We start from the raw sequence: 18,578 nt of genomic DNA, 5'->3' as shown, positions 1-18,578 counted from the left end.
ACCATGACAGCGACTATCAAGCTCGGCGAGTTGGCCGAGTTCCTGGGGGCCACCTTGCGTGGCTCCAAGGAGAAAGAAATCACTGGGCTAGCCACCTTGCAGGAGGCTGGCCCAGCTCAGTTGAGCTTCCTCGCAAATCCTCAATACCGTAAATACCTGGTCGACTGCCAGGCCGCAGCCGTGTTGCTGAAGGCCGCTGACGCCGAAGGGTTTACCGGGGATGCGCTGGTGGTGGCCGACCCGTACCTGTCGTACGCCAAGGCGTCGCACCTGTTCGATCCCAAGCCGAAGGCGGCTGGCGGTATTCACCCGTCTGCCGTGATCGCCGATGATGCCCAGGTTGACCCTGCGGCCAGCATCGGCGCGTTTGCCGTGATCGAGAGTGGGGCGCGTATTGGTGCAGGCGTCACCGTGGGTGCCCACTGTTTCATCGGCGCGCGCTGTGAAATTGGTGCCGATGGCTGGCTGGCTCCCCGAGTGACCCTGTACCACGATGTGCGTATCGGTCAGCGTGTGGTCATCCAGTCGGGCGCCGTGATCGGCGGTGAAGGCTTCGGCTTTGCCAATGCCAAGGGCATCTGGCACAAGATCGCACAGGTCGGTGGCGTATTGATCGGGGACGACGTGGAGATCGGCGTTAACACCGCTGTGGATCGCGGGGCCCTGGCCGATACCGTGATCGGTAACGGTGTGAAGCTCGATAACCAGATCCAGATCGCCCACAACGTACAGATTGGCGATCACACCGCCATGGCTGCCTGCGTGGGTATTTCCGGCAGCACCAAGATCGGCAAGCACTGCATGCTCGCCGGTGGCGTAGGGCTGGTGGGGCATATCGATATTTGCGACAACGTCTTCATCACCGGCATGACCATGGTGACCCACTCGATCACAGAGCCAGGGGCCTACTCGTCCGGTACCGCGATGCAACCTGCGGCTGAATGGCGCAAGAGTGCCGCGCGTTTGAGGAAGATCGACGACATGGCGCGACGTATCAAACAGCTTGAAAAGCGTGTCGGGGACGTGACCCCTGGCGGTAATGCTTCATCAGAAGGCTGATACCATTTCCATATCAAGTGTGCGCAGCCGCTAGACGGCCTCCTTGATTTGCTAGCGGGGCGTGCGCCTAGTGCGCCCGCCCCCAATCTTTATTACAGGCTTCCCCCCGAAATGATGGACATCAACGAGATTCGCGAATACCTGCCTCACCGTTACCCGTTCCTGCTGGTGGATCGCGTAGTGGACCTCAACGTCGAGGAAAAGCGCATTCGTGCCTACAAGAATGTCAGCATCAACGAACCATTCTTCAACGGTCACTTCCCTGCGCATCCAATCATGCCAGGTGTGTTGATCATCGAAGCGATGGCCCAGGCTGCCGGTATCCTTGGTTTCAAAATGCTCGACCTCAAGCCTGCCGACGGCACGCTCTACTATTTCGTGGGCTCCGACAAGTTGCGTTTCCGCAATCCGGTCACCCCGGGTGACCAGTTGATCCTGGAAGCCAAGTTCATCAGCTGCAAACGCCAGATCTGGAAGTTCGAATGCCAGGCCTCGGTAGATGGCAAGCCGGTGTGCTCTGCCGAGATCATCTGTGCGGAACGCAAACTATGAGTTTGATTGACCCTCGCGCAATCATCGATCCGTCGGCCGTACTGGCCGCCGACGTTGAGGTCGGCCCTTGGTCGATCGTCGGCGCAGGTGTGGAAATCGGCGAGGGGACTGTCATCGGGCCGCACGTGATCCTCAAGGGTCCGACCCGTATTGGCAAACACAATCGCATCTACCAGTTTTCCTCGGTAGGCGAAGACACCCCGGACATGAAGTACAAGGGTGAAGAAACACGCCTGGTAATCGGTGACCACAATATTATCCGTGAAGGCGTCACCATTCACCGTGGCACCGTGCAGGATCGCGCCGAAACCACCTTGGGTGATCACAACCTGGTCATGGCCTATGCGCACATCGGCCATGACAGCGTGATCGGCAACCATTGCATCCTGGTCAACAACACAGCCTTGGCGGGCCATGTGCACGTTGATGACTGGGCGATCCTTTCCGGCTTCACCCTGGTACATCAATACTGCCATATCGGCGCCCACAGCTTTTCCGGCATGGGCACCGCCATCGGCAAGGATGTCCCTGCATTCGTCACGGTGTTCGGCAACCCTGCCGAAGCCCGAAGCATGAACTTCGAAGGCATGCGTCGTCGCGGTTTCAGCGAAGAAGCCATCCACGCCCTGCGCCGTGCCTACAAGACGGTTTACCGCCAAGGGTTGACCGTGGAGCAGGCCCTGGCCGAGTTGGCCGAGCCTGCCGCGCAGTTCCCGGAAGTCGCGGTGTTCCGTGATTCTATCCAGACCTCGACTCGCGGCATCACCCGCTGATCATGGCCACTCTGCGTATTGCGCTCGTGGCCGGTGAAGCTTCCGGCGATATCCTGGGTGCTGGCTTGATGCGAGCGCTCAAGGCCCAGCATCCGGCGGTGGAATTTATCGGGGTCGGTGGCCCGTTGATGCAGGCCGAAGGCCTGACCTCCTACTTTCCGATGGAGCGCCTGTCGGTCATGGGGCTGGTGGAAGTCTTGGGGCGCCTGCGTGAGCTGCTGGCTCGCCGCAAGCTGCTGATCAAGACGCTGATCGAAGAAAAGCCTGACGTCTTTATCGGCATCGATGCGCCGGACTTCACGCTCAATATCGAACTCAAGTTGCGCCAGGCCGGGATCAAGACCGTGCACTACGTCAGCCCATCCGTGTGGGCGTGGCGCCAGAAGCGTGTGTTGAAAATCCGCGAAGGCTGCGACCTGATGTTGACGTTGCTGCCATTCGAAGCCCGGTTCTACGAAGAGAAGGGCGTGCCGGTGCGGTTTGTCGGCCACACCCTGGCTGACGCCATTCCCTTGCAGGCTGATCGTGCGGCTGCGCGCGCCGAGCTGGGCTTGCCCGATGGCCCGTTGGTAGCGTTGATGCCAGGCAGTCGTGGCGGCGAGGTAGGACGTTTGGGCGCGCTGTTTTTTGATGCCGCCGAACGCCTCCAGGCGCAAAAGCCGGGAATCCGCTTTGTGCTGCCTTGCGCCAGTCCACAACGCCGTGCGCAGATCGAAACGCTGCTGGAAGGTCGCAACCTGTCGTTGACCCTGCTCGATGGCCAGTCCCACCTGGCCCTGGCAGCCTGCGATGCGGTGTTGATCGCCTCGGGCACTGCCACGCTTGAGGCCCTGCTGTACAAACGGCCGATGGTGGTAGCCTATCGCCTGGCGCCGCTGACCTTCTGGATCCTCAAGCGCATGGTCAAGAGCCCTTACATTTCCTTGCCCAACCTGCTGGCCCAGCGCCTGCTGGTGCCGGAGTTGTTGCAGGACGATGCAACGCCCGAAGCGCTTGCGCAAACCCTACTACCCTTGATCGATGGCGGTGAAGAGCAGACCCGTGGTTTCGACGACATTCACCGCACGTTGCGTCGTGATGCCTCGAACCAGGCGGCTGACGCGGTGTTGACCTTGATTGGCCATAAACAGGAAGCCTTATGACCATGCAAATGGGCCTGGATTTCAGCCTCGTTGCCCAAGCCCACGAACTGGTGGCGGGTGTTGACGAAGTCGGGCGCGGCCCGCTGTGTGGCGCAGTGGTCACGGCGGCGGTGATCCTTGATCCGAACCGCCCGATCCTGGGGCTCAACGATTCGAAGAAGCTCACCGAAGCCCGTCGCGAAAAGCTCTATGACGAGATCTGTGAAAAGGCCCTGAGCTGGCATATCGCCCGGGCTGAAGTCGAAGAAATCGACGAGCTGAATATCCTGCACGCCACCATGCTGGCGATGCAGCGCGCTGTGGAAGGGCTGCACATCACCCCGAAAATGGCGATGATCGACGGTAACCGCTGCCCCAAGCTGACGATGCCGTCCGAAGCGGTGGTCAAGGGCGATAGCAAGGTTCCCGCCATTGCCGCCGCCTCGATCCTGGCCAAGGTCAGCCGCGACCGTGAAATGGCCGCGTTCGAATTGATCTATCCCGGCTACGGAATTGGTGGCCATAAAGGCTACCCGACGCCCGTTCATCTGGAAGCCCTGGCTCGGCTCGGTCCCACCCCGATCCATCGCCGCTCGTTTGCCCCGGTACGCCAGGCTTATGAGGCCCGTGAAAGTCTGATCGAGGTTTAGCAGCAAGGCTGATGTTTTTACCCAGGCCCGGTACAATCCGGGCCTTGTTGTTTTCATGTATCAAGACAGGATCACTATGCCGGCTTCATTCGTTCATCTACGCCTGCACACTGAGTACTCCCTGGTCGACGGCCTGGTACGGATCAAACCGCTGGTCAAAACCCTGGTGGGCATGAACATGCCTGCGGTCGCGGTTACCGACCAGAACAACATGTGTTCCCTGGTCAAGTTCTACAAGAACGCCATGGGCGCCGGCATCAAGCCGATCTGCGGCGCCGATCTGTGGCTGTCCAACAAAGACCCGGATAACCCCCTGAGCCGCATCAGCCTGCTGGCGATGAACGGCGTGGGTTATCGCAACCTCACCGAACTGATCTCCCGTGGCTTTATCGATGGGCAGCGCAACGGCTCGATCATCATCGAGCGCGAGTGGGTGGCCGAAGCCAGCGAAGGCCTGATCATGCTCTCGGCGGCCAAAGAGGGTGAAATCGGTATCGCGCTGCTGGGCGGCAACCCTCAGGAAGCCGAAGTGCTGGCGCGTGAGTGGATGCAGGTTTTCCCAGACCGGTTCTACCTGGAAGTCCAGCGCACTAACCGCCCCAACGATGAAGAGCATCTGCACGCTGCCGTAGCCCTGGCCGATAAACTGGGTGCGCCGCTGGTAGCGACCAACGATGTGCGCTTTATCAAGAAAGAAGATTTCGAAGCCCACGAGACCCGCGTGTGTATCGGAGAAGGCCGGGCCCTGGACGACCCGCGCCGCTCGAAGAACTACAGCGAAGAGCAGTACCTCAAAAGCGCCGATGAAATGGCGCAGCTGTTCAGCGATTTGCCCGAGGCCCTGGAAAACTCCGTCGAGATCGCCAAACGCTGCAATATCGAAGTGAAACTGGGCAAGCACTTCCTGCCCAACTTCCCGATTCCCGATGGCATGACCATCGACGAATACTTTCGCAAAGTGTCCTTCGATGGCCTTGAAGAACGCCTCAGCGTCCTGCTGCCCAAGGACACCACCGAGGACTACGAAGCCAAGCGCCAGGTGTATGTCGATCGGTTGAATTTCGAGCTGGATATCATTATCCAGATGGGATTCCCCGGCTACTTCCTGATCGTAATGGACTTTATCCAGTGGGCCAAAAACAACGGCGTACCGGTAGGCCCCGGCCGGGGGTCAGGTGCTGGCTCGCTGGTGGCCTACGTACAGAAGATTACCGACCTTGACCCGCTGGAATATGACCTGCTGTTCGAACGGTTCCTGAACCCGGAACGTGTATCCATGCCCGACTTCGACGTCGACTTCTGCATGGATGGCCGTGACCGCGTAATTGAATACGTGGCCGAGAAGTACGGCCGCAACGCGGTAAGTCAGATCATCACCTTCGGTTCCATGGCGGCTAAAGCGGTAATCCGCGACGTGGCGCGGGTGCAGGGCAAGTCCTACGGTTTGGCGGACCGCCTGTCGAAGATGATCCCGTTCGAAGTTGGCATGACCCTGGAAAAAGCCTACGAGCAGGAAGAAATCCTGCGCGACTTCATCAAGGTCGATGAAGAAGCCGCCGAAATCTGGGACATGGCGCGCAAGCTCGAAGGCGTGGTGCGTAACGTCGGTAAGCACGCCGGTGGTGTAGTTATCGCCCCGACCAAGCTCACCGATTTTTCGCCGATCTATTGCGATGAAGAAGGCGACGGCCTGGTCACCCAGTTCGACAAGGATGACGTGGAGGCCGCTGGCCTGGTGAAGTTCGACTTCCTCGGCCTGCGTACCCTGACGATCATCGACTGGGCACTCAAGACCATCAACCGCGACCGTGCCAAGGTCGGCGAAGAACCGCTGGATATCGCGTTTATCCCGCTGGACGACAAACCGACCTACAGCCTGCTGCAAAAAGCCGAAACCACCGCAGTGTTCCAGCTTGAATCCCGGGGCATGAAGGAGCTGATCAAAAAGCTCAAGCCCGACTGCCTGGAAGACTTGATCGCACTGGTGGCCTTGTTCCGTCCGGGCCCGCTGCAATCGGGCATGGTTGACGACTTTATCAACCGTAAGCACGGCCGGGCCGAGCTGGCTTACCCGCACTCCGACTACCAATACGAAGGCCTCAAGCCGGTACTGGCACCGACCTACGGCATCATCCTGTACCAGGAACAGGTGATGCAGATCGCTCAGGTGATGGCTGGCTACACCCTAGGTGGTGCGGACATGCTGCGTCGCGCCATGGGTAAGAAAAAACCCGAGGAAATGGCCAAGCAGCGCGGCGGGTTCATTGAAGGTTGCGCCACCAACAACATCGATGCCGACCTAGCCGGTAACATCTTCGACCTGGTAGAAAAATTTGCCGGTTATGGCTTCAACAAATCCCACTCCGCCGCCTATGGCCTGGTGTCGTACCAGACCGCCTGGCTGAAAGCCCACTACCCGGCACCGTTCATGGCGGCGGTACTCTCGGCGGATATGCACAACACCGACAAGGTCGTGACCTTGATCGAGGAAGTGCGCACCATGAAGCTGCGCCTCGACGCGCCGGACGTGAACGCTTCGGAGTTCAAGTTCACGGTGAACGACGAAGGTCGCATCATCTATGGCCTCGGCGCGATCAAGGGCGTGGGCGAAGGCCCAGTGGAGGCCATTACCGAAGCGCGTCAGGACGGGCCGTTCAAGGACCTGTTCGATTTCTGCGCCCGGGTGGACCTCAAGCGCATCAACAAGCGTACCCTCGACGGCCTGATCCGCAGCGGCGCACTCGACCGTCTTGGCCCGTATTTCCATGATGAGCCGAAAGCTTACCAGGCCAATATCGACCGCAACCGTGCGGTGCTGCTTACCGCCATGGAAGAGGCGATCAAGGCCGCCGAACAGACCGCCCGTACCCATGACAGCGGCCACGCCGACCTGTTTGGCGGGCTGTTCGTCGAAGAAGATGCGGATGTCTACGCCAACCATCGCAAGGCCAAGGAACTGACCCTCAAGGAGCGCCTGAAAGGTGAGAAAGACACCTTGGGTCTGTACCTCACCGGCCACCCGATTGACGAGTACGAAGGCGAAATCCGCCGTTTTGCCCGCCAGCGCATCATCGACCTGAAACCGGCGCGGGATACCCAGACCGTCGCCGGTATGATCATCGCCCTGCGGGTGATGAAAAATAAGAAGGGCGACAAGATGGGCTTCATCACCCTTGATGACCGCTCGGGCCGCATCGAAGCGTCATTGTTTGCCGATGCGTTTCACTCCGCCCAGTCGCTGCTGCAGACCGACGCCATGGTGGTGGTGGAAGGGGAGGTCAGCAACGATGACTTCTCCGGTGGCCTGCGCCTGCGCATCAAGCGCGTGATGAGCATGGAAGACGCCCGCACCAACCTGGCCGAGAGCCTGCGCCTGAAGGTCAAGACCGAAGCGCTTAAAGGCGATCAGCTACGCTGGTTGGGTGACCTGCTCAAACGCCACCGTGGCGCGTGCCCGGTGACCATGGAGTACACCGGCAGCGATGCCAAGGCCATGTTGCAGTTTGGTGAGACGTGGCGAATTGATCCCGCCGATGGCTTGATTCAAGCTTTGCGTGACCAGTTCGGGCGAGACAACGTCTTCCTCCAATACCGTTGACGGTCAGATAGATCTGATCTCGACTAAACATTTAATCTCGACCTAAACGCGCCTCTCCCTTAAGGTAGGGCGCGAATAGACAACCGGCTGGCCAGGCACCCCTTGGCCGTCGACCCAAGACGGACGCTTATGAACCCGAATTTTCTTGATTTCGAACAGCCGATCGCTGACCTGCAAGCCAAGATCGAAGAGCTGCGCCTGGTCGGCAATGACAATTCGCTGAACATCGGTGATGAAATCGCTCGCCTGCAAGACAAGAGCAGCACGCTCACCGAAGACATCTTCGGCAAGTTGACCAGCTGGCAGATCGCGCGCCTGGCTCGCCACCCGCGCCGTCCCTACACCCTGGACTACATCGAGCACATCTTCACCGAGTTCGACGAGTTGCATGGCGACCGCCACTTCTCCGACGACGCAGCCATCGTGGGCGGTATCGCTCGCCTGGACGACCAGCCGGTGATGGTGATCGGTCACCAGAAAGGCCGTGAAGTGCGCGAGAAAGTACGCCGCAACTTCGGCATGCCGCGCCCGGAAGGCTATCGCAAGGCGTGCCGCCTGATGGAGATGGCCGAGCGCTTCAAGATGCCGATCCTGACCTTCATCGACACGCCGGGTGCCTACCCGGGTATCGACGCCGAAGAGCGCAACCAGAGCGAAGCGATTGCCTGGAACCTGCGCGTCATGGCCCGCCTGAAAACCCCGATCATCGCCACCGTGATCGGTGAAGGTGGTTCCGGCGGTGCGCTGGCCATTGGTGTCTGCGACCAACTGAACATGTTGCAGTACTCGACCTACGCAGTGATCTCGCCGGAAGGTTGTGCCTCGATCCTGTGGAAAACCGCCGAAAAGGCGCCGGACGCTGCCGAAGCCATGGGCATCACCGCCGATCGCCTCAAAGGCCTGGGTATCGTGGACAAGGTCATCGCCGAGCCACTGGGCGGCGCCCACCGTGACCCGGCTGCCGCCGCTGCGACCATCCGTGCCGAGTTGGGTTCGCAACTGGCGATGCTCAAGAAGCTGGATAACGAAGCGCTGCTGGCTCGTCGTTATGAGCGCCTGATGAGCTACGGCCTCTAAGAGCGACGTAGTACTAAAATGTGGGAGCGGGCTTGCTCGCGAAAGCGGTGTATCAGACACATATACAGTGGCTGACAATCCGTATTCGCGAGCAAGCCCGCTCCCACATTTGTTTTGTGCAGGCTGGTTTATTTCATTCCAGATGAATGGCGGTACTTTGTCATGACACCCAGCTTATCCGCCAAATGCCTGCAAGCCCTGTCCCCCTGGCGCAACGCCCCGGCGTGGCATATCGCTTTCTCCGGCGGGCTCGATTCCACCGTGCTGCTGCATCTTCTGGCTACCCTGGCAAAATCCGAAACATTACCGTCCCTCAGCGCTGTCCATGTCCACCATGGTCTGCAAGCTGCTGCTGATGCGTGGCCTGCTCATTGCCAATCGGTCTGCGACAGCCTGGAGGTCCCCCTGCGCGTCATGCGCGTGCAGGTCATGCCTGGCGCGAGTCTTGAGCGGGCGGCCCGCGATGCGCGCTACCAAGCGTTCATGCAGGTCATGGGGGCAGGGGAGGTGCTTTTCATCGGCCAGCATCGCGACGATCAAGCCGAAACCCTGCTGTTTCGCCTGCTGCGTGGCGCCGGTGTGCGAGGGCTGACGGCTATGCCTGAGCATCGCCCCTTAGCGCGGGGTCACTTGGTGCGGCCGTTGTTGGCATTTTCCCGTAGCGAGCTGGAAGCCTACGCGCAACATCATCAGTTGCAATGGATCGAAGATCCCTCCAACGTTGATCCACGGTTTTCCCGCAATTACCTGCGTCACCGTGTACTCCCTACTCTGACGGAGCGCTGGCCACAGGCGATCATCCACTTGGCTCGCACGGCTGAACACATGGCTGAGGCTCAAGGGTTGCTCGACGAGTTGGCGGTGATGGACCTGCGGAGCGCCGATCAGCCTTCGGCTTTTCCCTGGTTGCCTCTGCTGTCCCTGGCGCTTGAACCATTGCGCGAATTGTCCGATGCGCGCCAGCGCAACGCCCTGCGGCATTGGCTGACTCCGCTGACTCGTTTGCCCGACAGCGATCATTGGGCCGGTTGGCATGCCCTGCGCGATGCCAAGAGTGACGCACAGCCTCTGTGGCGCCTGGCCGACGGCCAAATACAGCGTAGCGGTGAACGCATCTGGTGGTTGCCCTCAACATGGTCGGAGTTTTCCGACGCATCGGTGAGCTGGCCCGATCCGCAAGATCCACTAGAGTTAACGGGCAATGGTCAACTGAGATTTATCGGCAAGGCCCCCGAAGGCCCGCTGGAGGTTCGTTATCGCCAGGGTGGCGAAATCATCGACGTCCCGGGCCGAGGCCGGCGGGATCTCAAGCGTTTACTGAATGAAAGTGGCATGCCGGGCTTCGCCCGTGGCAGATTGCCGCTGGTCTATCGGGGCGAGCAATTGCTGGCTGTGCCAAGCGTTGCGGGGGCATGGTCCAGGTCGGTGGGTGAGGTGCAATTGGATTGGTTGCCACAGACCTGCGATCAAGGTTTGAGCTGATAGCGCCTTTCCGGTAGACTACGCTCCCTTCTTGATACAACTTCTGTGGATTCGCCTGAATCGCAGTCGTTGCCGATTACCAAGCAGTCTTTGCTGGGCGATTCCAAAAAATGTGTAGCGATCAACGTACCGGTGCTTCATTGCTGGTCTGTCACAACGCGGCGGTTTTTTTGAAAGGTGCACTGTGATTAATGCAGGTGATCGGGGGCTTCGGCCTTCCTTCGCTTTCCCCGGCGGCTCGGACCGCTTTAACGCAGACTTCTAGGGTTTTTCATGACGCGCTACATATTCGTCACGGGCGGTGTTGTTTCTTCATTGGGGAAAGGCATTGCCTCCGCTTCATTGGCGGCCATCCTGGAGGCGCGGGGACTTAAGGTCACCATGCTCAAGCTGGACCCGTACATCAACGTTGACCCGGGCACCATGAGCCCGTTCCAGCACGGTGAAGTGTTCGTCACCCACGACGGCGCCGAGACCGACCTGGACCTGGGCCACTACGAGCGGTTCATCCGCACGACCATGACCCAGAACAACAACTTCACCACCGGCCGTGTCTACGAGCACGTACTGCGCAAAGAGCGCCGTGGTGACTACCTGGGTGCAACCATCCAGGTGATTCCGCACATCACCGACGAAATCAAGCGCCGTATCATCAAGGGTGCAGGCGATGCCGACGTGGCGATGGTCGAGATCGGTGGCACCGTGGGTGACATCGAGTCCCAACCGTTCCTCGAAGCCATCCGCCAGTTGCGTTTCGAAGTCGGCGCCAAGCGCGCGATGCTGATGCACCTGACACTGGTGCCGTACATCGCCACTGCCGGCGAAACCAAAACCAAGCCTACCCAGCATTCGGTCAAGGAACTGCGTTCCATCGGCCTGCAGCCGGATGTGCTGGTATGCCGCTCCGATCACCCGATCGACATTTCCTCGCGCCGCAAGATCGCGCAATTCACCAACGTTGAAGAACGTGCGGTGATTGCCCTGGAAGACGCCGACACCATCTACAAGATCCCGGGCATCCTGCATTCCCAGGGGCTGGATGATTTTGTGGTCGAGCGTTTCGGCCTGCAGTGCGGCGGCGCCGACCTGTCCGAGTGGGAAGCGGTTGTCGACGCCAAGCTCAACCCTGAGCATGAAGTCACCATCGCCATGGTCGGCAAGTACATGGAACTGCTGGACGCGTACAAGTCGCTGATCGAAGCCATGAGCCACGCCGGTATCAGCAACCGTACCAAGGTCAACCTGCGCTACATCGACTCCGAAGACATCGAGAACCAGGGCACCGCGCTGCTCGAAGGTGTTGACGCTATCCTCGTTCCCGGCGGTTTCGGCCTGCGTGGCGTGGAAGGCAAGATCACCGCAGTGCAGTACGCCCGTGAAAACAAGGTGCCGTACCTGGGTATCTGCCTGGGCATGCAAGTGGCTGTTATCGAGTTCGCCCGTAACGTGCTGGGCTGGAAAGACGCCAACTCCACCGAGTTCGATCACACCAGCGGCCATCCGGTCGTGGGCCTGATCACCGAGTGGGAAGACGCCACCGGCGCCGTTGAAACCCGTACCGAAACCTCCGACCTGGGCGGCACCATGCGTCTGGGTGCACAGGATTGCCTGCTGGAAGCCGGCTCGCTGGTACACGGCTGCTACGGCAAGGACGTGATCGTCGAGCGCCATCGTCACCGCTACGAAGTGAACAACAACCTGCTGCCGCAGATCAAAGAAGCTGGCCTGAAAATCTCCGGTCGTTCCGGTGATGGCAAGCTGGTTGAAGTGGTCGAGGCACCGGATCATCCGTGGTTCGTGGCCTGCCAGTTCCACCCGGAGTTCACCTCGACGCCGCGCGACGGTCACCCGTTGTTCAGTGGTTTCGTCAAAGCTGCACTGACGCAACATCAGAAGAAGGCGTAAACCTGATGGCCCAGAAGATCATTCGTGTAGGCGATATCGAGATTGCCAACGACAAGCCCATGGTGCTGTTCGGCGGCATGAATGTGCTGGAAAGCCGCGACATGGCGATGCAGGTGTGTGAGGAGTACGTGCGGGTCACCCAGAAACTGGGTATCCCTTACGTCTTCAAGGCCAGCTTCGACAAGGCCAACCGTTCGTCCGTGACCTCCTATCGCGGCCCGGGCCTTGAAGAAGGCATGCGGATCTTCCAGGACATCAAGCAAGCCTTCGGTGTGCCGATCATCACCGACGTCCACGAGCCTGAGCAGGCTGCCGTGGTCGCCGAGGTGTGCGACATCATCCAGTTGCCGGCCTTCCTGTCACGCCAGACCGACCTCGTGGTCGCCATGGCCAAGACCGGCGCTGTGATCAATATCAAGAAAGCCCAGTTCCTCGCACCCCAGGAGATGAAACACATCCTGAGCAAGTGCGTGGAAGCTGGTAACGACCAGTTGATCCTCTGCGAGCGGGGTTCGAGCTTCGGCTACAACAACCTCGTGGTGGACATGCTCGGTTTCGGCATCATGAAGCAGTTCGAATACCCAGTGTTCTTCGACGTGACCCACGCGCTGCAAATGCCCGGTGGTCGTTCGGACTCCGCTGGCGGGCGTCGTGCCCAGGTAACGGACCTGGCCAAGGCGGGCATGAGCCAGTCGCTGGCGGGCCTGTTCCTTGAAGCCCACCCGGACCCGGACAACGCCAAATGTGATGGCCCATGCGCCCTGCGCCTGGACAAGCTGGAGCCATTCCTGGCCCAGCTCAAGCAGTTGGACGAGCTGGTCAAGAGTTTTCCGACGGTAGAGACCGCGTAACTGGCATTTCTCCGGTAGAATTTCCCACGCTTTACGCTCAGGCCCCCGGGCCTGAGCCTTGTCGTCTGCAAGCCTGCCCCGTTGTTCCACCCTTGCGGTCGGTCAAAAGATTTCCTTCAGCTGCGTCGTTTTCGTCAACTTTGGAGTGTTTACAACAATGGCAAAAATCGTCGACATCAAAGGTCGTGAAGTTCTCGACTCCCGTGGCAACCCCACCGTCGAAGCCGACGTGCTTCTCGATAACGGCATCATCGGCAGCGCCTGCGCGCCGTCCGGTGCTTCCACCGGTTCGCGCGAAGCGCTGGAACTGCGTGATGGCGACAAGAGCCGTTACCTGGGCAAGGGTGTACTCAAGGCTGTAGCCAACATCAACGGTCCGATTCGTGACCTGTTGCTGGGCAAGGACCCGCTGGACCAGAAAGCCCTGGACCACGCGATGATCAAGCTCGACGGCACTGAAAACAAAGGCAGCCTCGGCGCCAACGCCATCCTCGCGGTATCCCTGGCGGCTGCCAAGGCGGCTGCGCAGGACCAGGACCTGCCGTTGTACGCGCACATTGCCAACCTGAACGGCACTCCGGGCGTCTACTCGATGCCGGTGCCGATGATGAACATCATCAACGGTGGCGAGCACGCGGATAACAACGTCGACATCCAGGAATTCATGGTGCAGCCAGTGGGTGCCAAGTCCTTCTCCGAAGGCCTGCGCATGGGCACCGAGATTTTCCATCACCTCAAGGCTGTACTGAAGGCCCGTGGCCTGAGCACTGCCGTGGGTGACGAAGGTGGTTTCGCGCCGAACCTGGCCTCCAACGAAGATGCACTGAAAGTCATCTCCGAAGCTGTGGCCAACGCTGGCTACAAGCTGGGCACCGACGTGACCCTGGCCCTGGACTGCGCCGCCAGCGAATTCTATGAAGACGGCAAGTACAACCTGTCCGGCGAAGGCCAGGTGTTCAACTCCGAAGGCTTCGCTGAATACCTCAAGGGCCTGACCCAGCGCTACCCGATCATCTCGATCGAAGACGGCCTGGACGAGTCCGACTGGGATGGCTGGAAGATCCTCACCGACAAGATCGGCGAAAAAGTCCAGCTGGTGGGCGACGACCTGTTCGTGACCAACACCAAGATCCTGAAAGAAGGCATCGACAAGAAGATCGCCAACTCGATCCTGATCAAGTTCAACCAGATCGGCACCCTGACCGAAACCCTGGAAGCCATCCAGATGGCCAAGGCTGCAGGCTACACCGCCGTGATCTCCCACCGCTCCGGCGAAACCGAAGATTCCACCATTGCCGACCTGGCCGTGGGCACTTCGGCGGGCCAGATCAAGACCGGTTCCCTGTGCCGTTCCGATCGCGTCTCCAAGTACAACCAATTGCTGCGCATCGAAGAGCAATTGGCAGGTAAAGCCAAGTACAACGGTCGCGGCGAGTTTCGCGGCTAAGCAGTAAATGGTAAAAAGTCGGCGGATTGCGTCAGAAATCTCACGGAAGTGTGAATTTCGGCGCTAATCTGCTGACTGACAAGCGCAAGCCTGGTTTTTCCAGGCTTTGTGCTATCAGTTGCTGCAAAAGGTTTGCATGACTGTCTTTATTCAATGGATACCCGGATTTCGATGCGCAGTCCCAATTGGTTGTTCCTCGTCTTGCTCTTGTTGCTGGCTGGCCTGCAGTACCGCCTATGGGTCGGTAATGGCAGCTTTGCGCAGGTGGAAGAGTTGACCCAGCAAATTGCCGACCAGCGTGCCGAAAACGAACGCCTGCTGGAGCGTAATCGCGTCCTCGATGCCGAAGTGCTTGAGCTGAAAAAAGGTACGGAGACCGTTGAAGAGCGGGCTCGTCATGAGTTGGGCATGGTCAAGGAGGGCGAGACCCTCTACCAGTTGGCCCAATGAACCACGATTTACCGGCCTTCTGGGCCGTGATTCCTGCTGCGGGCGTCGGTGCCCGTATGGCTGCGGACCGTCCCAAGCAATACCTGCAATTGGGCGGGCGCACTATTCTCGAACACAGCCTCGGCTGTTTTCTCGACCATCCATGCCTCAAGGGCCTGGTGGTCAGTCTTGCAATTGACGATCCTTATTGGCCCACCTTGGCATGCGCCAATGACCCGCGTATCCAGCGTGCCGACGGGGGCTCGGAACGTTCCGGCTCGGTACTCAATGCGCTGCTGCAACTCAATGCCCTGGGCGCCAGTGATGAAGACTGGGTGTTGGTGCATGACGCTGCGCGACCTAACTTGAGCCGTGATGACCTCGACAAATTGTTGGCGGAACTGGCTGACGATCCGGTAGGCGGCCTGCTGGCGGTGCCGGCGCGCGACACCCTCAAACGTGTCGACAAGCACGGCCGTGTGGTGGACACCATTGATCGCAGCCTGATCTGGCAGGCTTACACGCCGCAGATGTTCCGCCTGGGCGCCTTGCATCGCGCCTTGGCCGACAGCCTGGTAGCCGATGCGGTGATCACCGACGAGGCTTCGGCGATGGAATGGTCCGGCCAGGCGCCGCGCCTGATCGAAGGGCGTGCGGACAACATCAAGGTCACCCGCCCCGAAGACCTCGAATGGCTGCGGCTGCGATGGATCAACCGGTGATGACGGTTCGTCATTTACCTGTGTTGGTGTTATGAGAGGGGTGGGCTCGGGTATATCGAGGCTTTATAGTTTAGTCGTTGCTAATTTTAAAGTGCCCATTAGCGACAATGGACACAGCCTCGCAACTGAAGTGATCAGAGTTTCTGACTGGGTAGGCTTCAATCTATGTTAGGGCTTTGTGAGGTTGAAGTGCGCATTGACATGATAGTCGGCCTTAGTGATAGTGCTTCCTCCGAGAACAATGCCTTCTATTTTTTTATCGTCAACGACCAAACATAAGTGACCACTGTTTATTTGGGCGTGAACATAGCTAGAGAACACGCTGAAAATCACGATGTTGGGGTGTTCATATAGGTCGAAAATTCCAGTTTTAAAAGGTTCGCCCGCTGACAGAATGCTTAGTTCTGAATGGTAGCTTTGCCCATCGGCGTCAAGTTCGAAAAATACTCTTATTAAACTTAAGTCGCCGGAATTCTCCAGTAATACTTGGTCGGTGTTCAGTGTCGTAGCGTAGCTGAACGTAGACTGGGCCGAACCGGTAGTCTTGGTATTTGGCTGTTGGCTATTCAGTGGGTGCTGGGCAAGATAGTCTTTGCATCTTTGCGTATTTTGGCTGTTCATGTTATTAGTCCTCTCCGGATGAATGGATGCTCCAGCCAACAAGTACGGTCTAACAACTCTTTTAAATATGTTCTGCTGGGCCGCTTTAGAAAAACATCACTGACCCAGAATGGCAACTGTCATAGTTGACAGTTGCTGTGGGCGTGGAGTTGTGTTTGGGCTTAAGTTGTAGGTGGTTGGTATTCCGCCCTTTCTGAAAGGCCTTTTTTAAGATAGTCCACCAGCTTGCGTACTTTAGGCGACAAATGCCGTTGCTGCGGATACAACGCCCAGACCGCCGTATTCGGTGGCTGATGCGCCTCCAATAACGACACCAGCGCACCACTGTGCAAGTGCTCCAACACGTAATAGTCCGGCAGTTGGCACAGCCCCGCGCCTTGCAACGCAGCATCCAGCACTGCCTGCCCACTGTTGCAGCGCCAGTTGCCTTGCACGCGTTGGGAGAACTCCCGCCCGTCCTGGGCCAGTTGCCAAATGTCAGAGCTGCCAATCAGGCAGTTATGCCGGCTCAATTCCGACAAGCTATGCGGTCGACCATAGCGCGCAAGGTAGGACGGCGACGCACACAAGTACATGCGTCGAGGAGCCAGGCGACTGGCAACCATGCGAGAGTCTTGTAAGCGACCCAGGCGAATGGCCATATCGAGGCCTTCATGCACCAGATCCAACTGGCGATTCGTCAGTTCTATATCCACGCGTAGCTGCGGATACAACCCCATGAACCGCGTGACCAGCGGCACGATAAAGCGCTCGCCATAAGCCACTGCGCAGGTCATGCGCAACATGCCCTTGGGCTCGCTAGTGAGGTCGCCCACTGCGCGCAGCGCTTCTTCGCGGCCGTCCTGCAAACGCTGGCAGTGCTGCAGGAAGGTCTGGCCGGCTTCGGTCAGCGTCACCTTGCGCGTACTGCGATACAGCAATCGCGTCTGCAGCCGCTCTTCCAGGCGCGCCACCTGCCGGCTGATATGCGACGAAGATACCCCTAGCCGCTCGGCTGCCGCCGTGAACTGGCTGCATTCGGCCACGGCGACAAACTCATCGATGCCTTCCCAGCGATTTTCCAGCATATCGATTATCCCTGTGCAGCAATAAAGTTTTGCTTTTGGCTGGATTATTAATCACTGAGCCATGTTTTACACTCATCAGCTCAGTTTTTAACTCCCTGGAGAAACCCGGATGATCAAGTCCCGTGCCGCCGTAGCCTTCGAAGCGAAAAAGCCCCTTGAGATTGTTGAAGTGGATGTCGCCATGCCCAAGGCCGGCGAGGTGCTGTTGCGCGTGGTCGCGTCCGGCGTGTGCCATACCGACGCCTATACCTTGTCGGGCGCCGACCCGGAAGGCATCTTCCCGTCGATCCTTGGCCATGAAGGCGGTGCGGTGGTTGAAGCCATCGGCGAGGGCGTGACCTCGGTCGCTGTGGGCGATCACGTGATCCCGCTGTACACCCCGGAATGCGGCAAGTGCAAATTCTGCCTGAGTGGCAAGACCAACCTGTGCCAGGCCATTCGCGCCACGCAGGGCAAGGGCTTGATGCCGGATGGCACCACGCGTTTCTCCTATAAGGGCCAGCCGATTTTCCACTACATGGGCACCTCGACGTTCTCCGAGTACACCGTGCTGCCGGAAATCTCCGTGGCCAAGATTCCTAAAGAAGCGCCGTTGGAAAAAGTCTGCCTGCTCGGTTGCGGTGTCACTACCGGTATCGGTGCGGTGATCAACACTGCCAAGGTCAAACCGGGCGACACCGTGGCCGTCTTCGGTCTGGGCGGCATTGGTCTGTCGGCGATTATCGGTGCAGTCAAGGCCAAGGCCGGGCGCATCATCGCCATCGATATCAACCCGGCCAAGTTCGAAATCGCCAAGCAGCTGGGGGCTACCGACTGCATCAACCCGAAAGACTACGATCGCCCAATCCAGGATGTGATCGTGGATTTGACCGACGGCGGCGTGGACTTTTCCTTCGAGTGCATCGGCAACGTACAACTGATGCGTGCGGCCCTTGAGTGCTGCCACAAAGGCTGGGGCGAGTCGGTGATCATCGGTGTGGCCGGTGCTGGCCAGGAAATTGCCACTCGCCCATTCCAACTGGTCACCGGGCGCGTCTGGCGTGGGTCGGCGTTTGGTGGCGTGCGCGGTCGTACCGAATTGCCAAGCTACGTGGAAATGGCCCAGACCGGCGAAATCCCGCTGGATACCTTCATCACCCACACCATGGGCCTGGAAGATATCAACAAAGCGTTTGACCTGATGCATGAAGGCAAGAGCATTCGTACCGTCATTCACTTCTGAGG

16 protein-coding genes are annotated in these 18,578 nt (G+C 59.0%); 14 read left to right on the top strand and 2 right to left on the bottom strand.

The annotated features are described in order from the left end of the window. The first annotated feature begins 3 nt into the window (after positions 1-3). From lpxD to ispD, 13 genes are all read left to right on the top strand, one after another. Positions 4-1,059 (top strand): UDP-3-O-(3-hydroxymyristoyl)glucosamine N-acyltransferase, encoded by a 1,056-nt coding sequence (gene lpxD / locus BUE92_RS06570; RefSeq protein WP_073522652.1) that lies wholly within the window; start codon positions 4-6, stop codon positions 1,057-1,059. A 111-nt stretch (positions 1,060-1,170) separates the two neighbouring features. Next, positions 1,171-1,611, top strand: coding sequence for a 3-hydroxyacyl-ACP dehydratase FabZ (gene fabZ, locus BUE92_RS06565; RefSeq protein WP_003172281.1), 441 nt, complete (start codon positions 1,171-1,173; stop codon positions 1,609-1,611). Beyond that, on the top strand, positions 1,608-2,384 hold the full coding sequence (gene lpxA / locus BUE92_RS06560; protein ID WP_073522651.1) for an acyl-ACP--UDP-N-acetylglucosamine O-acyltransferase: 777 nt from the start codon (positions 1,608-1,610) through the stop codon (positions 2,382-2,384). The genes fabZ and lpxA overlap by 4 nt, the downstream gene beginning before the upstream one ends. A 2-nt stretch (positions 2,385-2,386) precedes the next feature. Continuing rightward, positions 2,387-3,526 (top strand): lipid-A-disaccharide synthase, encoded by a 1,140-nt coding sequence (lpxB, locus tag BUE92_RS06555; protein ID WP_073522650.1) that lies wholly within the window; start codon positions 2,387-2,389, stop codon positions 3,524-3,526. Between the two features lie 2 nt (positions 3,527-3,528). Next, complete coding sequence (rnhB, locus tag BUE92_RS06550; protein WP_161793220.1) at positions 3,529-4,155, top strand: ribonuclease HII; 627 nt, start codon at positions 3,529-3,531, stop codon at positions 4,153-4,155. A 76-nt stretch (positions 4,156-4,231) separates the two neighbouring features. After that, positions 4,232-7,753: a DNA polymerase III subunit alpha gene (gene dnaE, locus BUE92_RS06545; protein WP_032877369.1), complete on the top strand. Its 3,522-nt coding sequence runs from the start codon at positions 4,232-4,234 to the stop codon at positions 7,751-7,753. Positions 7,754-7,882: 129 nt separating this feature from the next. Continuing rightward, the gene (locus tag BUE92_RS06540) at positions 7,883-8,830 is read left to right on the top strand and encodes an acetyl-CoA carboxylase carboxyltransferase subunit alpha (protein ID WP_003189182.1); all 948 of its coding nucleotides are present in this window, start codon (positions 7,883-7,885) and stop codon (positions 8,828-8,830) included. Between the two features lie 162 nt (positions 8,831-8,992). Next, positions 8,993-10,312 carry a tRNA lysidine(34) synthetase TilS gene (gene tilS, locus BUE92_RS06535; protein ID WP_073522649.1) on the top strand — a complete coding sequence of 440 codons (1,320 nt, stop codon included), beginning with the start codon at positions 8,993-8,995 and terminating at the stop codon, positions 10,310-10,312. A 273-nt stretch (positions 10,313-10,585) separates the two neighbouring features. Further along, positions 10,586-12,217: a CTP synthase gene (locus BUE92_RS06530; protein ID WP_073522648.1), complete on the top strand. Its 1,632-nt coding sequence runs from the start codon at positions 10,586-10,588 to the stop codon at positions 12,215-12,217. A 5-nt stretch (positions 12,218-12,222) separates the two neighbouring features. Further along, on the top strand, positions 12,223-13,068 hold the full coding sequence (kdsA, locus tag BUE92_RS06525; protein WP_003189190.1) for a 3-deoxy-8-phosphooctulonate synthase: 846 nt from the start codon (positions 12,223-12,225) through the stop codon (positions 13,066-13,068). A gap of 157 nt (positions 13,069-13,225) precedes the next feature. Continuing rightward, entirely contained in the window at positions 13,226-14,515 is a 1,290-nt protein-coding gene (gene eno / locus BUE92_RS06520; RefSeq protein ID WP_073522647.1) for a phosphopyruvate hydratase, read from the top strand. A gap of 171 nt (positions 14,516-14,686) precedes the next feature. Continuing rightward, complete coding sequence (gene ftsB / locus BUE92_RS06515; protein WP_003189195.1) at positions 14,687-14,965, top strand: cell division protein FtsB; 279 nt, start codon at positions 14,687-14,689, stop codon at positions 14,963-14,965. Next, a complete protein-coding gene (ispD, locus tag BUE92_RS06510) occupies positions 14,962-15,666 on the top strand; it encodes a 2-C-methyl-D-erythritol 4-phosphate cytidylyltransferase (RefSeq protein ID WP_073522646.1) in 705 nt (234 codons plus the stop codon). The genes ftsB and ispD overlap by 4 nt, the downstream gene beginning before the upstream one ends. A gap of 168 nt (positions 15,667-15,834) precedes the next feature. Here ispD and BUE92_RS06505 read toward each other — a convergent pair whose 3' ends face one another. After that, a complete protein-coding gene (locus BUE92_RS06505; RefSeq protein ID WP_073522645.1) occupies positions 15,835-16,287 on the bottom strand; it encodes a hypothetical protein in 453 nt (150 codons plus the stop codon). A gap of 161 nt (positions 16,288-16,448) precedes the next feature. Next, complete coding sequence (locus BUE92_RS06500) at positions 16,449-17,354, bottom strand: LysR substrate-binding domain-containing protein (protein ID WP_073522643.1); 906 nt, start codon at positions 17,352-17,354, stop codon at positions 16,449-16,451. Positions 17,355-17,463: 109 nt separating this feature from the next. On the opposite strand from BUE92_RS06500, the gene BUE92_RS06495 reads away from it, so the two are divergent. After that, positions 17,464-18,576 carry an S-(hydroxymethyl)glutathione dehydrogenase/class III alcohol dehydrogenase gene (locus BUE92_RS06495; protein WP_003189203.1) on the top strand — a complete coding sequence of 371 codons (1,113 nt, stop codon included), beginning with the start codon at positions 17,464-17,466 and terminating at the stop codon, positions 18,574-18,576. Positions 18,577-18,578 lie beyond the last annotated feature (2 nt).

This window comes from Pseudomonas fluorescens (assembly GCF_001902145.1).
GTDB classification, from domain to species: Bacteria; Pseudomonadota; Gammaproteobacteria; order Pseudomonadales; family Pseudomonadaceae; genus Aquipseudomonas; species Aquipseudomonas fluorescens_BV.
Note: the sequence above shows the minus strand (reverse complement) of the source record. Positions and strands in the feature narration are given on the sequence as shown.

What these genes read in the sequence shown, in the direction of transcription:
- rnhB (WP_161793220.1), top strand. Translation starts at nt 3,529, where the DNA reads ATGCAAATGGGCCTGGATTTCAGCCTCGTTGCCCAAGCCCACGAACTG.
- BUE92_RS06530 (WP_073522648.1), top strand. Translation starts at nt 10,586, where the DNA reads ATGACGCGCTACATATTCGTCACGGGCGGTGTTGTTTCTTCATTGGGG.
- fabZ (WP_003172281.1), top strand. Translation starts at nt 1,171, where the DNA reads ATGATGGACATCAACGAGATTCGCGAATACCTGCCTCACCGTTACCCG.
- eno (WP_073522647.1), top strand. Translation starts at nt 13,226, where the DNA reads ATGGCAAAAATCGTCGACATCAAAGGTCGTGAAGTTCTCGACTCCCGT.
- kdsA (WP_003189190.1), top strand. Translation starts at nt 12,223, where the DNA reads ATGGCCCAGAAGATCATTCGTGTAGGCGATATCGAGATTGCCAACGAC.
- ispD (WP_073522646.1), top strand. Translation starts at nt 14,962, where the DNA reads ATGAACCACGATTTACCGGCCTTCTGGGCCGTGATTCCTGCTGCGGGC.
- BUE92_RS06495 (WP_003189203.1), top strand. Translation starts at nt 17,464, where the DNA reads ATGATCAAGTCCCGTGCCGCCGTAGCCTTCGAAGCGAAAAAGCCCCTT.
- lpxD (WP_073522652.1), top strand. Translation starts at nt 4, where the DNA reads ATGACAGCGACTATCAAGCTCGGCGAGTTGGCCGAGTTCCTGGGGGCC.
- BUE92_RS06500 (WP_073522643.1), bottom strand. Translation starts at nt 17,354, where the DNA reads ATGCTGGAAAATCGCTGGGAAGGCATCGATGAGTTTGTCGCCGTGGCC.
- lpxA (WP_073522651.1), top strand. Translation starts at nt 1,608, where the DNA reads ATGAGTTTGATTGACCCTCGCGCAATCATCGATCCGTCGGCCGTACTG.
- tilS (WP_073522649.1), top strand. Translation starts at nt 8,993, where the DNA reads ATGACACCCAGCTTATCCGCCAAATGCCTGCAAGCCCTGTCCCCCTGG.
- ftsB (WP_003189195.1), top strand. Translation starts at nt 14,687, where the DNA reads ATGCGCAGTCCCAATTGGTTGTTCCTCGTCTTGCTCTTGTTGCTGGCT.
- lpxB (WP_073522650.1), top strand. Translation starts at nt 2,387, where the DNA reads ATGGCCACTCTGCGTATTGCGCTCGTGGCCGGTGAAGCTTCCGGCGAT.
- BUE92_RS06540 (WP_003189182.1), top strand. Translation starts at nt 7,883, where the DNA reads ATGAACCCGAATTTTCTTGATTTCGAACAGCCGATCGCTGACCTGCAA.
- BUE92_RS06505 (WP_073522645.1), bottom strand. Translation starts at nt 16,287, where the DNA reads ATGAACAGCCAAAATACGCAAAGATGCAAAGACTATCTTGCCCAGCAC.
- dnaE (WP_032877369.1), top strand. Translation starts at nt 4,232, where the DNA reads ATGCCGGCTTCATTCGTTCATCTACGCCTGCACACTGAGTACTCCCTG.